Source organism: Campylobacter concisus (assembly GCF_002165815.1).
Taxonomy (GTDB): domain Bacteria; phylum Campylobacterota; class Campylobacteria; order Campylobacterales; family Campylobacteraceae; genus Campylobacter_A; species Campylobacter_A concisus_BH.
In genome coordinates this window covers 46,645-60,759 of record NZ_NDYN01000001.1, presented here as the reverse complement: position 1 = coordinate 60,759, position 14,115 = coordinate 46,645, and the positions used below count along the sequence as shown (strand labels likewise).

10 protein-coding genes and 4 tRNA genes are annotated in these 14,115 nt (G+C 38.1%); 12 read left to right on the top strand and 2 right to left on the bottom strand.

What is annotated here, in order from left to right; genetic code table 11:
* Window positions 1–4: 4 nt before the first annotated feature.
* A complete protein-coding gene (gene rplS, locus B9N65_RS00310) occupies window positions 5–361 on the top strand; it encodes a 50S ribosomal protein L19 (RefSeq protein ID WP_002941851.1) in 357 nt (118 codons plus the stop codon).
* A gap of 137 nt (window positions 362–498) precedes the next feature.
* Window positions 499–1,020 (top strand): ComEA family DNA-binding protein, encoded by a 522-nt coding sequence (locus tag B9N65_RS11375; protein ID WP_087582333.1) that lies wholly within the window; start codon window positions 499–501, stop codon window positions 1,018–1,020.
* 170 nt (window positions 1,021–1,190) lie between these two features.
* Here B9N65_RS11375 and lepB read toward each other — a convergent pair whose 3' ends face one another.
* Window positions 1,191–1,880, bottom strand: coding sequence for a signal peptidase I (gene lepB, locus B9N65_RS00300; protein ID WP_087582332.1), 690 nt, complete (start codon window positions 1,878–1,880; stop codon window positions 1,191–1,193).
* Window positions 1,881–2,034: 154 nt separating this feature from the next.
* Between lepB and B9N65_RS00295 the strand changes: the two genes are divergently transcribed.
* The 9 genes from B9N65_RS00295 to B9N65_RS00255 all read left to right on the top strand — a co-directional run bounded on the left by B9N65_RS00295 (window position 2,035) and on the right by B9N65_RS00255 (window position 10,892).
* Window positions 2,035–2,110: transfer RNA gene (locus B9N65_RS00295), tRNA-Lys, on the top strand.
* Between the two features lie 14 nt (window positions 2,111–2,124).
* Window positions 2,125–2,200, top strand: a tRNA-Glu gene (locus B9N65_RS00290).
* Window positions 2,201–2,216: 16 nt separating this feature from the next.
* Window positions 2,217–2,292 (top strand) — tRNA-Val (locus tag B9N65_RS00285).
* A gap of 12 nt (window positions 2,293–2,304) precedes the next feature.
* Window positions 2,305–2,381 (top strand) — tRNA-Asp (locus B9N65_RS00280).
* Between the two features lie 563 nt (window positions 2,382–2,944).
* Window positions 2,945–3,958, top strand: coding sequence for a bifunctional 3,4-dihydroxy-2-butanone 4-phosphate synthase/GTP cyclohydrolase II (locus B9N65_RS00275; protein WP_087582331.1), 1,014 nt, complete (start codon window positions 2,945–2,947; stop codon window positions 3,956–3,958).
* A 10-nt stretch (window positions 3,959–3,968) separates the two neighbouring features.
* Window positions 3,969–5,519: a type I restriction-modification system subunit M gene (locus tag B9N65_RS00270; RefSeq protein ID WP_087582330.1), complete on the top strand. Its 1,551-nt coding sequence runs from the start codon at window positions 3,969–3,971 to the stop codon at window positions 5,517–5,519.
* On the top strand, window positions 5,516–6,697 hold the full coding sequence (locus tag B9N65_RS00265) for a restriction endonuclease subunit S (RefSeq protein ID WP_087582329.1): 1,182 nt from the start codon (window positions 5,516–5,518) through the stop codon (window positions 6,695–6,697). The genes B9N65_RS00270 and B9N65_RS00265 overlap by 4 nt, the downstream gene beginning before the upstream one ends.
* The gene (locus B9N65_RS00260) at window positions 6,697–7,779 is read left to right on the top strand and encodes an AAA family ATPase (RefSeq protein ID WP_257640002.1); all 1,083 of its coding nucleotides are present in this window, start codon (window positions 6,697–6,699) and stop codon (window positions 7,777–7,779) included. Before B9N65_RS00265 ends, B9N65_RS00260 begins: the two co-directional genes overlap by 1 nt.
* Window positions 7,780–7,799: 20 nt before the next feature.
* Window positions 7,800–10,892 carry a type I restriction endonuclease subunit R gene (locus B9N65_RS00255; RefSeq protein WP_087582328.1) on the top strand — a complete coding sequence of 1,031 codons (3,093 nt, stop codon included), beginning with the start codon at window positions 7,800–7,802 and terminating at the stop codon, window positions 10,890–10,892.
* Window positions 10,893–10,928: 36 nt separating this feature from the next.
* Here the strand turns inward: B9N65_RS00255 and B9N65_RS00250 are convergent, their stop codons facing one another.
* Window positions 10,929–11,387: a methylated-DNA--[protein]-cysteine S-methyltransferase gene (locus tag B9N65_RS00250; RefSeq protein WP_087582327.1), complete on the bottom strand. Its 459-nt coding sequence runs from the start codon at window positions 11,385–11,387 to the stop codon at window positions 10,929–10,931.
* Between the two features lie 121 nt (window positions 11,388–11,508).
* Between B9N65_RS00250 and B9N65_RS00245 the strand changes: the two genes are divergently transcribed.
* Window positions 11,509–14,094 (top strand): bifunctional aconitate hydratase 2/2-methylisocitrate dehydratase, encoded by a 2,586-nt coding sequence (locus B9N65_RS00245; RefSeq protein WP_087582326.1) that lies wholly within the window; start codon window positions 11,509–11,511, stop codon window positions 14,092–14,094.
* The last annotated feature ends 21 nt before the right edge of the window (window positions 14,095–14,115 follow it).

Here is a 14,115-nt window from a genome sequence, read left to right as displayed (position 1 = left end):
AAACATGAGAAATAAATACATTGAAGCGTTTGAAAATGCTCAAATTGCTGGTAAGAATATCCCTGACTTCCGTGCAGGAGATACATTGCGTGTGGCTACTCGTATTCACGAGGGAGACAAAACGAGAATTCAAAATTTTGAAGGCATTTGTATAGCTAGACGTGGTAGCGGTACTGGCGAAACATTTATCATCAGAAAAATCGGCGCTAACAGTGTTGGTGTTGAGAGAATTTTCCCAATATTTAGCGATTCTATCGAAGAGATAAAGGTTCTTAGAAAAGGTCGTGTTAGAAGAGCTAAGCTATTCTATCTACGCGAACTACGCGGTAAAGCAGCTAAGATCCGCGAACTTAGAAAATAAAACTTTTTCCCTGAAATTTTTCAGGGATTCTCTTCTCTAAACCATTTTAAAATAATTTTTATATTACTCCATATTTATACTTCATTAATTACTCTTTGCTAGAATTTTACTTCAAATTTACTTTTAAGGAACAAAAAATGAAAAAGATTTTGATTTCACTTGCAGCTATTGCGTCTATGGCTATGGCAGCAATCAATCTAAACACAGCTACAAAAGAGGAACTTATGAGCCTTGATGGTATCGGCAGTGCAAAAGCAGATGCTATCATCGAGTATAGAAAAGCAAATAAATTTAATTCAATCGACGATCTCAAAAATGTAAATGGCATCGGTGATAAAACTTTTGATAACCTAAAAGGTGAAATTTCTACTACTGGCAAGAGCGAAGTAAGCGAAAAAGCAAAAGCTGGTAAGAAGAAAATGGATGAGGCAAAAGACGAGATGAAAGAAAAAATCTCTGATAAAAAAGATAAATTTAAAAAGAAAGCTTCTAAAACTAAAGAAGAGCTAACTTCTAGTAAAGAAGATGAAACTAGTATGAGTGAAAAAGCAAAAGGCGAAAAAGACAAAGTTGTTGACAAAGTAAAAGAAAAGAAAGAAAAAGCTGCTTCAAAAGCTAAATCTAAAAAAGAAAAACTTAAAGAAAAACTAGAGAAATAAAACATTTTAAAACCTGCTTGTCTTTTACAAGTGGGTTTTATAAAGTCATATTTTTTGTTTTAATTATGATTGATAAAAATTATCATAACCTTCTTTAAATTTCATTGATCCGATAATTTGCTTCATTTTAATCTTTGGTCAAGACGTTTTTCTAAATTGTGTCAAAATAGCTACCATCTAACTTTGCCAACTAAAAATTTATATGGAACTGCCCCGAAAAAACGACTATCAAAAGAGTGATTACGGTTGTCGCCAACCATGAAAAACGTATCTTTTTCTAACTTCCATATAAAAGCATTTTGACAATCTTGAGTATCAAAATTTGATTTAGATGAAGCTATTTCTGAAGTATCTGCGTCATTAAGAGTTTCTTTTAACTCTTTTTGATACTCATGTTCTAAGGTATTAAATATTATTACACTATCTTCATCATAGTGTATGCCCGCAAATTGTTCTTTATACGGATCAAAAATAAATTCTTTATCTTGCGGACGTTTCAAATAAAGACCATCACAAGCGAACTGAACCTCATCATCACCAACAGCGAAGACGCGTTTCATAAGATGAGTTTTTGGACTTAGTGGATTTCTAAAAATTATCACTTCTCCACGCTCTGGACGAGCAGTAGAATCTAATATGTGCCCACTATCGGCTTTTGATGATATAAGAGGTGTCTGCGAGAAAGGGCTATATGGGTTTAATATACCGTAGTCAAAAAGAGTTGCAACTATAACCGAATCAATCTTATATGTTGGTTCCATTGAGCTTGTTGGAACTAAGTATATCCTTAAGAAAAACACTTGTGTTACAATAAATACTACAATGATACTAAGTGTAAATTTTATAAAAAAAATTTTCATAAAGAGAGCATCCTTTATCTACTAAGTTGGATGCAATTGTATAGTATTTTTTTGGTTTTGATCTTAATATATCAAGACGATCGGATATAGCAGGTTTTTTCTTGACATATAATAATGTTTTTTGTATAATCTCAATTCTTTTTTAAATAATCATGTCTTGCTAGCTCAGTCGGTAGAGCATCTCACTTTTAATGAGGGGGCCGTTGGTTCGAATCCAACGCAGGACACCATTTTTTGGGTTTATGACCCTTTCGTCTAGTGGCTCAGGACTCTACTTTCTCTGTGTAGGAACAGAGGTTCAAATCCTCTAAGGGTCGCCAGATATTTTAAATTTTAGGTCGCTTAGCTCAGTTGGTAGAGCGCCACCCTTACAAGGTGGATGTCATAAGTTCGAGTCTTATAGCGACCACCATTGCTCTTAGGTGCAGCGGTAGTTCAGTTGGTTAGAATGCCGCCCTGTCACGGCGGAGGTCGCGGGTTCGAGCCCCGTCCGCTGCGCCATCTACTTTAAATTTTTCATATCCATTTTTATTTTTTTGTCTTTTTAAATTTAATGCAAAATTTTTATAAAAATATTCTATTAAATAATATGTAAAATAATACATAAAATATTGTCTTTAAAACAGATTGAATATATTTTCTCTATTAAAATTTTTTACTTTTATAGCTAAAATAACGATGAGAGCCTAATTTGGCTCGCGTTTTTAAATAAAAATATTTAAATTTTTAAACCTACTTATCAAACTGTAATTTTTTATTTAACGTAAATTTCAATTATCTTTCATATCGTCATTAGCGAACTAAAATAGCAATTTGTCTTTGTCTAAGGCATATTTTAAAATTTAAAGTCAAAATTTGTTTTATTATGAAATATACATTTAAATTTTATGCTTTTGTGAGATAAATTTATCCTACTAAATAGTTAAATTTAGTCTCAAAAGCTTAAATTTTGGTGTAAATTCTATTTTTTCTCAAAAGTGATTACCGACAAAGAAAAAATATTATTTTTATCTCTTAGTTATCAAAATATCAATATAATCGTAAAAATTTATAAAAGGATAATTATGGCACTAGAAAATGTACTAAGAGCGATCGAAGATATAAAAAATGGCAAAATGGTCGTTATGGTCGATGACGAGGACCGCGAAAATGAGGGCGATCTAGTATTTTCAGCAGCTAGTAGCGACATGCAAAAGGTAAATTTTGCTATCACTCATGCAAAGGGCGTGCTCTGTCTTGCGATGGATGAGGCGAACGCTAAAAGGCTTGATCTGCCGCTAATGGTAGCCAAAAATACATCGAGCCACGAGACAGCTTTTACGGTTACGATCGACGCAAAAGACGCAACAACGGGCGTTAGCGCATATGAGCGTGATATGACGATCAGGCTTGCAGCAGAGGCCAGCTCAAAGCCTGAGGACTTTGTGCGTCCTGGACACATTTTCCCACTTATCGCCAAAAATGGCGGCGTGCTCGTTCGCACAGGTCACACCGAGGGCTCGGTCGATCTTTGCAAGCTTGCTGGCGTTAGTCCGATGGCTTCGATATGTGAGATCGTAAAAGAAGATGGCACAATGGCAAGGCGTGATTACTTGGAGGAGTTTTGTGAGAAATTTGGACTAAATATGATCAGCGTTTCTGACCTGGTTGAGTATAGGCTAAGCCATGAAAGCCTCATAAGAGTTGGCGAAAAAAGTGACGTCAAGATCGCAGACTGCGCGGCTATAAGATACGATATCACCGATCACAAAGGCAAAATCCACTCAGCCTATCTTTTTGGCGAGCCAAAGAGCAAGGCAAATGTCAAATTTCAAAAGATCCTTGCCGATCACGAGCTTTTAAGCAGTCCAAAATACGAAGAGCTTTTAAAAACTATCAAATTTCTAAGCCAAAATGGTGGAATTTTGATCTTTTTAGATAGCGACAACTCAAACACAAGCAAAGACTACGGCATCGGAGCGCAAATTTTAAATCACTTTGGCGTAAAGGATATCGAGCTTCTAAGCTCAAATAAAAATAAAGAATTTGTAAGCTTAGCCGGTTTTGGGCTAAATATAGTTGGTTATAAGGAAATTTAAAGGAGATAAAATGAGCGAAGAGGCACAACGCAGAGCCTTACAAAATCAAATTTGGAGCATCGCAAATGAAGTAAGGGGTGCTGTTGATGGCTGGGACTTTAAGCAGTATGTCCTCGGAACTTTGTTTTATAGATTTATCAGCGAAAATTTTACCGACTACATAGAGGCCGGGGATGATAGCATCGACTACGCTAGCATGGGCGATGATGAGATAGATGACGAGCAAAAAAGGGTCATTATAAAAGAAAAAGGCTACTTTATCTATCCTAGTCAGCTTTTTAAAAATGTCGTAAAAAATGCCTCAAATAATGAAAATTTAAATACCGATCTGGATCAAATTTTTAAAAGCATCGAGGGCTCAGCCGCTGGGTTTGAGTCAGAGCAAGACATCAAAGGTCTTTTTGCTGACTTTGATACGACAAGCAACAGGCTTGGCAATAGCGTCGCAGATAAAAATAGAAGGCTTGCTGCTGTTTTAAATGGAGTTGCTGGGCTTGATTTTGGTGACTTTAAAGATAACCACATTGATCTTTTCGGCGATGCTTATGAGTTTCTCATCTCAAACTACGCCGCAAATGCCGGTAAGTCAGGTGGTGAGTTTTTCACTCCGCAAAATGTCTCAAAGCTCATCTCTGAGCTAGCCATGCATGGACAAGAAAGCGTAAATAAAATTTACGATCCAGCTTGTGGCTCAGGCTCACTACTTTTGCAAGCTAAAAAGAGATTTGACAAGCATGAGGTAGAGCAGGGCTTTTTTGGACAAGAGATCAATCACACGACATTTAACCTTGCTCGCATGAATATGTTTTTACACAACATAAACTACTCTAAATTTCACATCGAGCTTGGCGATACGCTTTTAGACCCAAAGCTTCAGGATAAGCCATTTGACGCCATCGTCTCAAACCCTCCTTACTCTATAAACTGGATCGGCAGCGATGATCCCACGCTTATAAATGATGCTAGATTTGCCCCAGCTGGCGTGCTAGCACCTAAAAGCAAGGCAGACTTTGCCTTTATCATGCATGCTCTTAGCTACCTCTCTGCAAAGGGGCGAGCCGCTATCGTTAGCTTTCCTGGCATTTTTTATAGAGGTGGCGCAGAAAAGAAGATACGTGAGTATCTTGTAAAAGAAAATTTCGTCGAAACCATCATCGCCCTAGCGCCAAATCTCTTTTACGGCACATCGATCGCTGTAAATATCCTTGTGCTCTCAAAGCACAAAAGTGAAAACAAAACGCAGTTTATAGACGCTAGTGAGTTTTTTGAGAAAAGAACAAATAATAATGTTTTAACAAATGAGCACATTAAAAAGATAGTAGAAATTTTTGCTAGCAAAGAAGAGATCGCTCACGTGGCTACATCGGTGGATAATGACACTATCGCCCAAAATGACTACAACCTAGCAGTTAGCTCCTATGTCGAGCCAAAAGATACACGCGAAAAGATAGATATAAATGAGCTAAATTTACAGATAAAAGAGACCGTGGCTAAGATCTCAAATTTACGCTCGCAGATAGACGAGATCATCGCGCAGATAGAGCTGGATGGCGAGAGATGAGTAAAATTTTTGATCTTATAAATGAGCTTTGTTCGAATGGGGTTGAATTTAGAGAGCTTGGGGATATTTGCAATAGTTTAGCAAAAGGTACGCTTAAACAAGAAGATTTAGTGGACAAAGGAGCATATCCCGTTGTTAATTCAAGTAGGGACTACTACGGCTTTTATGATAAGTACAATAATGAAGCCAATGCTTTTACAATTGCCTCACGAGGCGAATATGCGGGTTTTGTAAAATTTATTGATTGTAAATTTTGGGCTGGTGGATTATGCTATCCTTATACTTCAAAAGACGAGGAGTATGTTTTAACTAAATTTATATTCTATTTTTTAAAGTCGATTGAAAAGAAAAATATGGATATTTTGGTTGCTAGAGGAAGTATTCCTGCGCTCAACAAAAGCGATATTGATAAAGTTAAAATTCCTGTACCTCGGATAGAAGTACAGCGTGAAATAGTCCGTATTTTGGACTGTTTCACGCTGCTTACAGCAGAGCTTACAGCAGAGCTTACAGCAGAGCTTACAGCTAGAAAAAAGCAATACGAATTTTACCGCGACCGCCTCTTAAGCTTTGACGAGCTCAATAAAAATGGGGGGGGGTGTGAGCTAAAAATGCTTGGAAAAATTGCAGATTATTCAAGTAGTAGAATTAGCTTTAGTGCTTTGAATGAATTAAATTATGTAAGTGTTGAAAATTTACTCCAAGATAAAGCCGGAAAAATACCTTCAAAATGCGTTCCTAGTAGTGGAAATTGGACTAAATTTGAAATCGGAGATATTTTGATAGGTAATATTCGCCCTTATTTAAAGAAAATTTGGCAAGCTGACTGCACCGGTGGAGCAAGTGGCGACGTTTTGGTTTTGCGTTTAAACGATGAAAGTGTCAATTCTAGATATTTGTATCAAATTTTGGCTGATGATAAATTTTTCGATTATAATATGAAAAATGCAAAAGGCGCAAAAATGCCACGAGGAAATAAGAATGCTATTTTGGAATATAAAATTCCTATACCATCACTACCAACCCAGCGCAAAATCGTCGAAATACTCGACAAATTTGACACGCTCGTAAACTCTATAGCCGAGGGTCTACCGTGCGAGATAGAGTTAAGGCAAAAGCAGTATGAGTATTACAGAGAAAAGCTATTAAATTTTACAGAAATTGAAAAGGAGATATAGTGGTGTTTGCTGGTACTCTTAACGAAATAGCAAATAAGCTTAAAAATTTGAATAAAAAAGCACAATTAATTTATGCTTTTAATGGTACGGGCAAGACCCGCTTATCTGTAGAATTTAAAAATTTAATAGAACCAAGAACTGACGAAAACGACTACTCCGATAAAAAGAAAATTATTTATTACAATGCCTTTACGCAGGATTTATTTTATTGGAATAATGATGCTGAGCCAAAATTAAAAATACAGCCAAATTCTTTTACTAGATGGATATTTGAAGAACAAGGATTGGATAAAGAGGTTATTGATACTTTTCAGCTTTATGCGGGTAAAAAACTTGAACCTAAATTTGATGCAGAATTTTCAGAAGTTTCTTTTTCTTTTATAGATGACAATGCCTCCGAAGATAATATTAAAATTTCAAAAGGAGAAGAAAGTATTTTTGTTTGGAGTATTTTTTATGTATTAATAAAACAAGTAATAGATGAATTAAATATTGCTGAAGTAGACAACCGATCAACTCACGAATTTGATGATCTAAAATATATTTTTATAGACGATCCAGTTAGTTCGCTGGACGAGAACAATCTAATAGAAATAGCTGTGAATTTAGCTGAGAGAATAAAGGAGAGCGAATCTGATATAAAATTTATCATTACTACGCATAATCCCCTATTTTATAATGTTTTGCACAATGGACTAAATGCCTATAAATTTGTTTTAAAAAACAATGAAGACGGGGTGTATATTTTAGAAGAACAAGAAAACGATTCGCCCTTTGCTTATCATCTGTATTTAAAAGCCGAGATAGAAAAAGCCATTGAGAGCAATCAAATCAAGAAGTACCATTTTAATTTTCTAAGAAATATTTTGGAAAAGACTTCTACTTTTCTTGGTTATAAAAGCTGGGGCGATCTCTTGCCGAATACTCCAGACGGAGATTCAAAACCGTATGAAACAAGACTGATTAATATTTCAAGTCATTCTAAACATTCTGCCGAAGAGAGTGTTGAGCCAAACGATAACGACAAAAGAGTATTAGGATTTTTAATTCAGGAAATTAGCTCAATATACCATTTTAAATAAGAAACTAACAAAGGAAGAAAATGACCGAAATCAAGCCGATAGCTGAGAGTAAAAATTTTATAGTCTTGGATGTTTATGAAAAGACAATCCAGCCCTCAAGCTACCAAAGCGAAGCGGATATGGAGCGTGAGCTTATAGCTGATCTTATAAAACAAGGCTATGATAAAAAAGATATAGGCTCTAAAACAGCACTTTTACTAAATTTAAAAGAGCAGTTAGAGGGATTAAATAACGTTAAATTTAGCCCCTCAGAGTGGAAAAGGCTAGTTGAAGAGTATATCGATAAACCAAACGATGGCATAGTGGAAAAGACCCGCAAGATACAAGATGATCATATATATGACTTTGTTTTTGATGATGGACATATACAAAATATCTGCCTTATCGATAAAAAAGATATCGCTAAAAACAGCTTGCAGGTGATAAATCAGTTTGAGCAAACTGGCTCATCGCACAACAGATATGATGTCACTATACTTGTTAATGGCTTGCCGCTTGTGCAAATAGAGCTTAAAAAGCGAGGCGTGGCGATAAGAGAAGCCTTTAATCAAATTCATCGCTACTCCAAAGAGAGCTTTAACTCATCAAATTCTCTCTTTAAATACTTGCAAATTTTTATCATCTCAAATGGCACAGATACAAGATACTTTGCAAATACAACCAAGCGGGATAAAACCAGCTTTGACTTTACTATAAACTGGGCAAATTCAAAAAACGAAGCCATAAAAGATATAAAGGACTTTACAGCTACATTTTTGGCGAAAAATACACTTCTTAGCATACTGAGCAAATACTGCATCTTTGACACAAATAACACCTTGCTCATAATGCGTCCTTATCAGATAGCAGCGACTGAGCGCATACTTTGGAAGATAAATAGCTCGCATAATGCTAAATGCTACGCAAAGCCAGAGGGTGGCGGCTTTATATGGCATACGACAGGATCTGGCAAGACGCTAACTAGTTTTAAAGCAGCTAGGCTTGCTACGCAGCTTGAATTTATAGATAAAGTCTTTTTTGTAGTGGATAGAAAAGACCTTGACTATCAGACTATGAAGGAGTATCAAAAATTTTCAAAAGATAGCGTGAATGGCTCAGTTAGCTCAGCAGAACTAAAGCGAAACACTCAAAAAGATGACGGAAAGATCATCGTAACAACCATACAAAAGCTAAACAATCTGATGAAAAACGAAGATGATCTAAGCATATATCAAAAAGAGGTTGTTTTTATATTTGACGAGTGCCACAGGTCTCAGTTTGGCGAAGCGCAGAAAAATTTAAAGAAGAAATTTAAGAAATTTTATCAGTTTGGCTTTACTGGAACGCCGATATTTCCTCAAAATGCCATCGGAGCAGAGACTACGCAAAGTGTCTTTGGAAGCTCGCTTCATGAATATGTGATAGTTGATGCCATAAGAGATGAGAAGGTGCTTAAATTTAAGGTTGATTATAACAACGTCGTGCCTAAATTTAAGAGCATAGAGACAGAAAAAGACGAGCTAAAGCTAAGTGCGGCTGAGAATAAAAGTGCATTTTTGCACCCTGAGCGTATCAAAGAAATTTCAGAGTATGTGCTAGAGAAATTTCATCAAAAAACCCACCGCTTAAACGCAAGTAGCAAGGGCTTTAACGCTATGTTTGCAGTAAGCTCGGTAGATGCAGCAAAGCTTTATTATGAAGCATTTAAAAATTTACAAAGTAACAAAGAGCGAGCTTTAAAGATAGCGACAATATTTTCTTTTTCACAAAACGAAGAGCAAGATATGGTTGGCGAGATAGCTGATGAGGGCTTTGAGCCAGAGTCGATGGACGTTAGCTCAAAAGAGTTTTTAAACAGCGCGATAAAAGACTACAATGCCTACTTTAAGACAAATTTTAGCGTTGATGGTGGGTCGTTTCAAGACTACTACCGAGATCTAAGCGAGCGCACAAAGAAGCAAGAGATCGATCTACTTTTAGTTGTGGGCATGTTTTTGACAGGATTTGACGCGCCTTGTCTAAACACGCTCTTTGTGGATAAAAATTTACGCTATCACGGGCTCATACAAGCATACTCTAGGACAAATAGAATTTATGGTGCTACAAAAACTTTTGGCAATATCGTGACATTTAGAGATCTAGAAAAAGCGACAGAAGATGCTATAACTCTTTTTGGTAAAGGCAGCACCAAAAGCGTCATACTCGAAAAAAGCTATAAAGAGTATATGGATGGCTTTACAGATGCGGTATCTGGCGAGGCAAGAAGGGGCTTTGTGGATGTAGTAAGCGAGCTAGAGGCGAAATTTCCTGATCCTACTAAGATAGAGACGCAAAAAGATAAGAAAGAATTTGTAAAGCTTTTTGGAGAGTATCTAAGGGTGGAAAATGCTTTGCAAAACTACGATGAATTTGTGGCTCTAAGGGCTTTGCAAGATGTAAATTTAGACGATGAAAAAGCAGTTTGTGAGTTTAGGGATAAATTTGGCTTAAGTGATGAACAAATCAAAGAGATGCAAAGCATAAAAGTGCCAAACGCAAGGGCTTTGCAAGACTACCGCGGAACGTATAATGATATAAGAGAGTGGCTAAGAAAAGAAAAGGCTGGCGAAGAGAAGGAAAAAGAGAGGATAAACTGGGATGATGTGGTATTTGAGGTTGATCTACTAAAGTCTCAGGAGATAAATTTAGACTATATTTTGGGTTTGATATTTGAGCATAATAAAAAGATAAAAGATAAAGCAGCCCTTACTGATGAGGTGCGTCGTATCATCCGCTCGAGCTTGGAAAATCGCTCAAAAGAGGGGTTGATAGTTGATTTTATAAACCAAAGCAACTTGGATAAATTTAAAGACCGAGCCAGCGTGATAGAAGAGTTTTTTAAATTTGCAAAAGGTGTGATGAAAAAAGAGGCGAACGAGCTTATCGCCTCTTTAAATTTAGATGAGGCTGGAGCAAGAAGGTTTATAAGCTCGTCTTTAAAGAGTGGCTTTGTTAGTCAAAGCGGAACACAAATAGGCGAGATACTGCCTAAGATCAGCCCTTTAAATAAAAACTATCCAATAATAAGGCAAAAAGTGATCGATGAGATATCGCATTTTGTTGATAAATTTAAAGAGGTTGGCTCGTCGGTTTAAGGGGTGCTTTGAAGCAAAATTTATATTGCATTTGGCTTATTTATGCTTTGCTTCGTGCTCTAAAAGCCAAATTTTAGTTGGCAAACCTTCGCCGCCTGAGTAGCCACCAAGGCCACTGCTGGCTAGCACTCTGTGGCAGGGGATGATGATAGGCAGTGGGTTTTTGGCATTTGCTGAGCCTGCTGCTCGGTAAGCGTTCTTGTGACCAGCGGCAAGTGCAAGAGCTGCGTATGTGGTCGTTTCGCCGTACGGCACTTTTTGCAAATTTTCATAAATTTTGGCTCTAAATTTGGTTGTTTTTAGATCAAGTCTAACGCTAAATTTTTTAAGCTCTCCGTTAAAATAGGCTTCCAGTTCATCCAAACAAAGCTTTAAATTTTCATCTTTTACCGCAACTTTTTCAAATTTATCTACAAAATTTATCTCACAAATTCCATTTTCACTAGCAATGATCTCTAAAATTCCAATGGGTGATTTTAAGTAGGCTTTTGACACATTTGCTCCTTGAAATTTGAAATTTTGGGCAAATTTTACTTTAGATTGTTTTGCTTTTTGATAAAATGCAAGCAAAATCAGCGATTTTGGACTAAAACTGGCAAAATCACAAAGGAAATTTATGAGCTTTTTTACCGACTACGAAAAACACGTGAGTGAGCGAGAAAAAGAGGGCGTGCCACCGCTTGCGCTAAATGCCAAGCAAACAAGCGAAATTTGCGAGCTGATAAAACTTGCTGGCAACTCTAGTGGTGATGAAAAGGCGCAAAACGAGCTAAAATTTCTTATAAATTTGCTCGCAAACCGCGTAAATCCAGGTGTTGATGACGCAGCAAAGATAAAGGCAGAATTTCTTGGCAAGGTGATAGAAGGGCTTAAAATAGACGGCCTTGACGCAGTTTGTGCCATTAAAATTTTAGGCAAGATGCTTGGCGGATATAACGTGGAAATTTTGGTGCGAGCGCTAAAAAATAGCGACGAAACTATCGCGCAAGCTGCGGCAAATGAGCTAAAAAATATCATTTTGGTGCATGAGCATTTTGACGAGATCGCAAAGCTAGCAAATAGCAATAAATTTGCAAAAGAGGTGCTTCTTTCTTGGGCAAATGCTGAGTGGTTTACGCATAAAAAGCCACTTGATGAGTGCATAAATGCAGTGGTTTTTAAGGTGCCTGGCGAGACAAATACAGATGATCTAAGCCCTGCAAGCGAGGCCTATACAAGGGCTGATATACCGCTTCACGCAAAGGCGATGCTGGTTAAAAAGATGCCTGAGGGGCTAGAAATCCTAAAAGAGCTAAAAAGCCTTGGCAAGAGCGTGGCATACGTTGGCGACGTGGTTGGCACTGGTAGCAGCAGAAAGAGCGGTATAAACTCTATCCAGTGGCACTTGGGCGATGAGATAGAGGGCGTGCCAAACAAAAAAACTGGTGGCATCGTGATCGGCACGACCATAGCTCCGATATTTTTCAACACCGCTGAAGATAGTGGCGCACTACCGATAGTTGTAAACGTAAATGAGCTAGAAATGGGCGATGAGATAGAAATTTATCCATTTAAAGGTGAAATTTATAAGCTTGCAGGCAACGAAAAAAAGCTCGTGGCAAATTTTAAACTTAGCCCAAACACCCTAAGTGACGAGATAAGATCAGGTGGCAGGATACCTTTGATAATAGGTAGGCAAGTGACCAAAAAGGCTAGAGAGGCCTTGGGGCTTGGCGAAGAGCAAATTTTCATAAAGCCAGATCAGCCAAAAGAGCTAGGCGGTGGCTATACGCTCGCTCAAAAGATGGTTGGCAAGGCTTGTGGCGTGGATGGCGTGAGAGCTGGCGCCTACGTGGAGCCTGAAATTTTGACCGTTGGCTCGCAAGACACCACAGGGCCGATGACTAGAGATGAGATAAAAGAGCTTGCTAGCCTTAGTTTTGGCGCGGATTTTGTCTTGCAAAGCTTTTGCCACACGGCTGCTTATCCAAAGCCAAGTGACCTTGAGATGCACGAGAGCCTGCCAAAATTTATAAATTTACGTGGTGGCGTGAGCCTAAGGCCAGGTGATGGCGTCATCCACTCGTGGCTAAACCGCATGGTCTTGCCTGACAGCGTTGGCACGGGCGGCGATAGTCACACGAGATTTCCTATTGGTATTAGCTTTCCAGCAGGTAGCGGCCTAGTGGCGTTTGCAGCGGTGCTTGGAATGATGCCGCTAAATATGCCAGAGTCAGTTTTGATCAAATTTAAAGGCGAGCTAAAAGAGGGCATGACGCTTAGAGATCTAGTTAATGCGATACCATATTTTGCTATCAAAAAAGGGCTTTTAAGCGTTGAGAAAAAGAATAAAAAGAACATTTTTGCGGGTAAAATTTTAGAGATAGAAGGGCTTGAGAGCCTAAAAGTGGAGCAGGCGTTTGAACTAAGTGACGCTTCGGCTGAGCGCTCGGCAGCGGCTTGCGTGGTAAATTTAAGCGTTGAAAGCGTCGCGGAGTATGTTCGCTCAAACGTTGCGCTAATTGAAGCTATGATAAAAGCAGGATACGAGAGCCGTGAAACGCTTGCCAGGCGAAAAGAGAAGATGCAAAAATGGTTAGAAAACCCAACTCTTTTAAGAGCTGACAAGGATGCAAGTTACGCTGAAATTTTAGAGATTGATTTGTCGCAGATAGATGAGCCGATCCTCGCCTGTCCAAACGACCCAGACGATGTGGCGACGCTAAGTGAAATTTTAGCTGATAGCAAAAGAGCGCACAACATCGACGAGGTCTTTGTGGGTAGCTGTATGACAAATATCGGCCACTATAGGGCTCTTGCTAGAATTTTAGAGCGTGAGAGCAAGCTTACTACTAGGCTTTGGATCGCTCCGCCAACAAAGATGGATAAAAAGACGCTTGAAGATGAGGGCGTTTATGAGATATTTAGAAGGCTGGAGGCTAGGACAGAGGTGCCAGGCTGCTCGCTTTGCATGGGAAATCAAGCAAGAGTTAATGACAATGCTGTTGTTTTTTCGACCTCGACTAGAAATTTTGACAACAGAATGGGCATGGGCGCAAAGGTCTATCTAGGAAGTGCCGAGCTAGCCGCTGTATGCGCGCTGCTTGGGCGTTTGCCAAGCGTTAGCGAGTATAAAAAAATAGTAAGAGATAGTCTTAGTTTAAACAAAGATCAAATTTATAAATACCTAAATTTTAATGAAATAAGCGAGTTTAGTATATAAATTTGTTACAATATCGCGAAA

Bases quoted from the DNA above. Each gene is read 5' to 3' on its own strand.
- rplS (WP_002941851.1), top strand. From the start codon at position 5: ATGAGAAATAAATACATTGAAGCGTTTGAAAATGCTCAAATTGCTGGT.
- B9N65_RS11375 (WP_087582333.1), top strand. From the start codon at position 499: ATGAAAAAGATTTTGATTTCACTTGCAGCTATTGCGTCTATGGCTATG.
- lepB (WP_087582332.1), bottom strand. From the start codon at position 1,880: ATGAAAATTTTTTTTATAAAATTTACACTTAGTATCATTGTAGTATTT.
- B9N65_RS00275 (WP_087582331.1), top strand. From the start codon at position 2,945: ATGGCACTAGAAAATGTACTAAGAGCGATCGAAGATATAAAAAATGGC.
- B9N65_RS00270 (WP_087582330.1), top strand. From the start codon at position 3,969: ATGAGCGAAGAGGCACAACGCAGAGCCTTACAAAATCAAATTTGGAGC.
- B9N65_RS00265 (WP_087582329.1), top strand. From the start codon at position 5,516: ATGAGTAAAATTTTTGATCTTATAAATGAGCTTTGTTCGAATGGGGTT.
- B9N65_RS00255 (WP_087582328.1), top strand. From the start codon at position 7,800: ATGACCGAAATCAAGCCGATAGCTGAGAGTAAAAATTTTATAGTCTTG.
- B9N65_RS00245 (WP_087582326.1), top strand. From the start codon at position 11,509: ATGAGCTTTTTTACCGACTACGAAAAACACGTGAGTGAGCGAGAAAAA.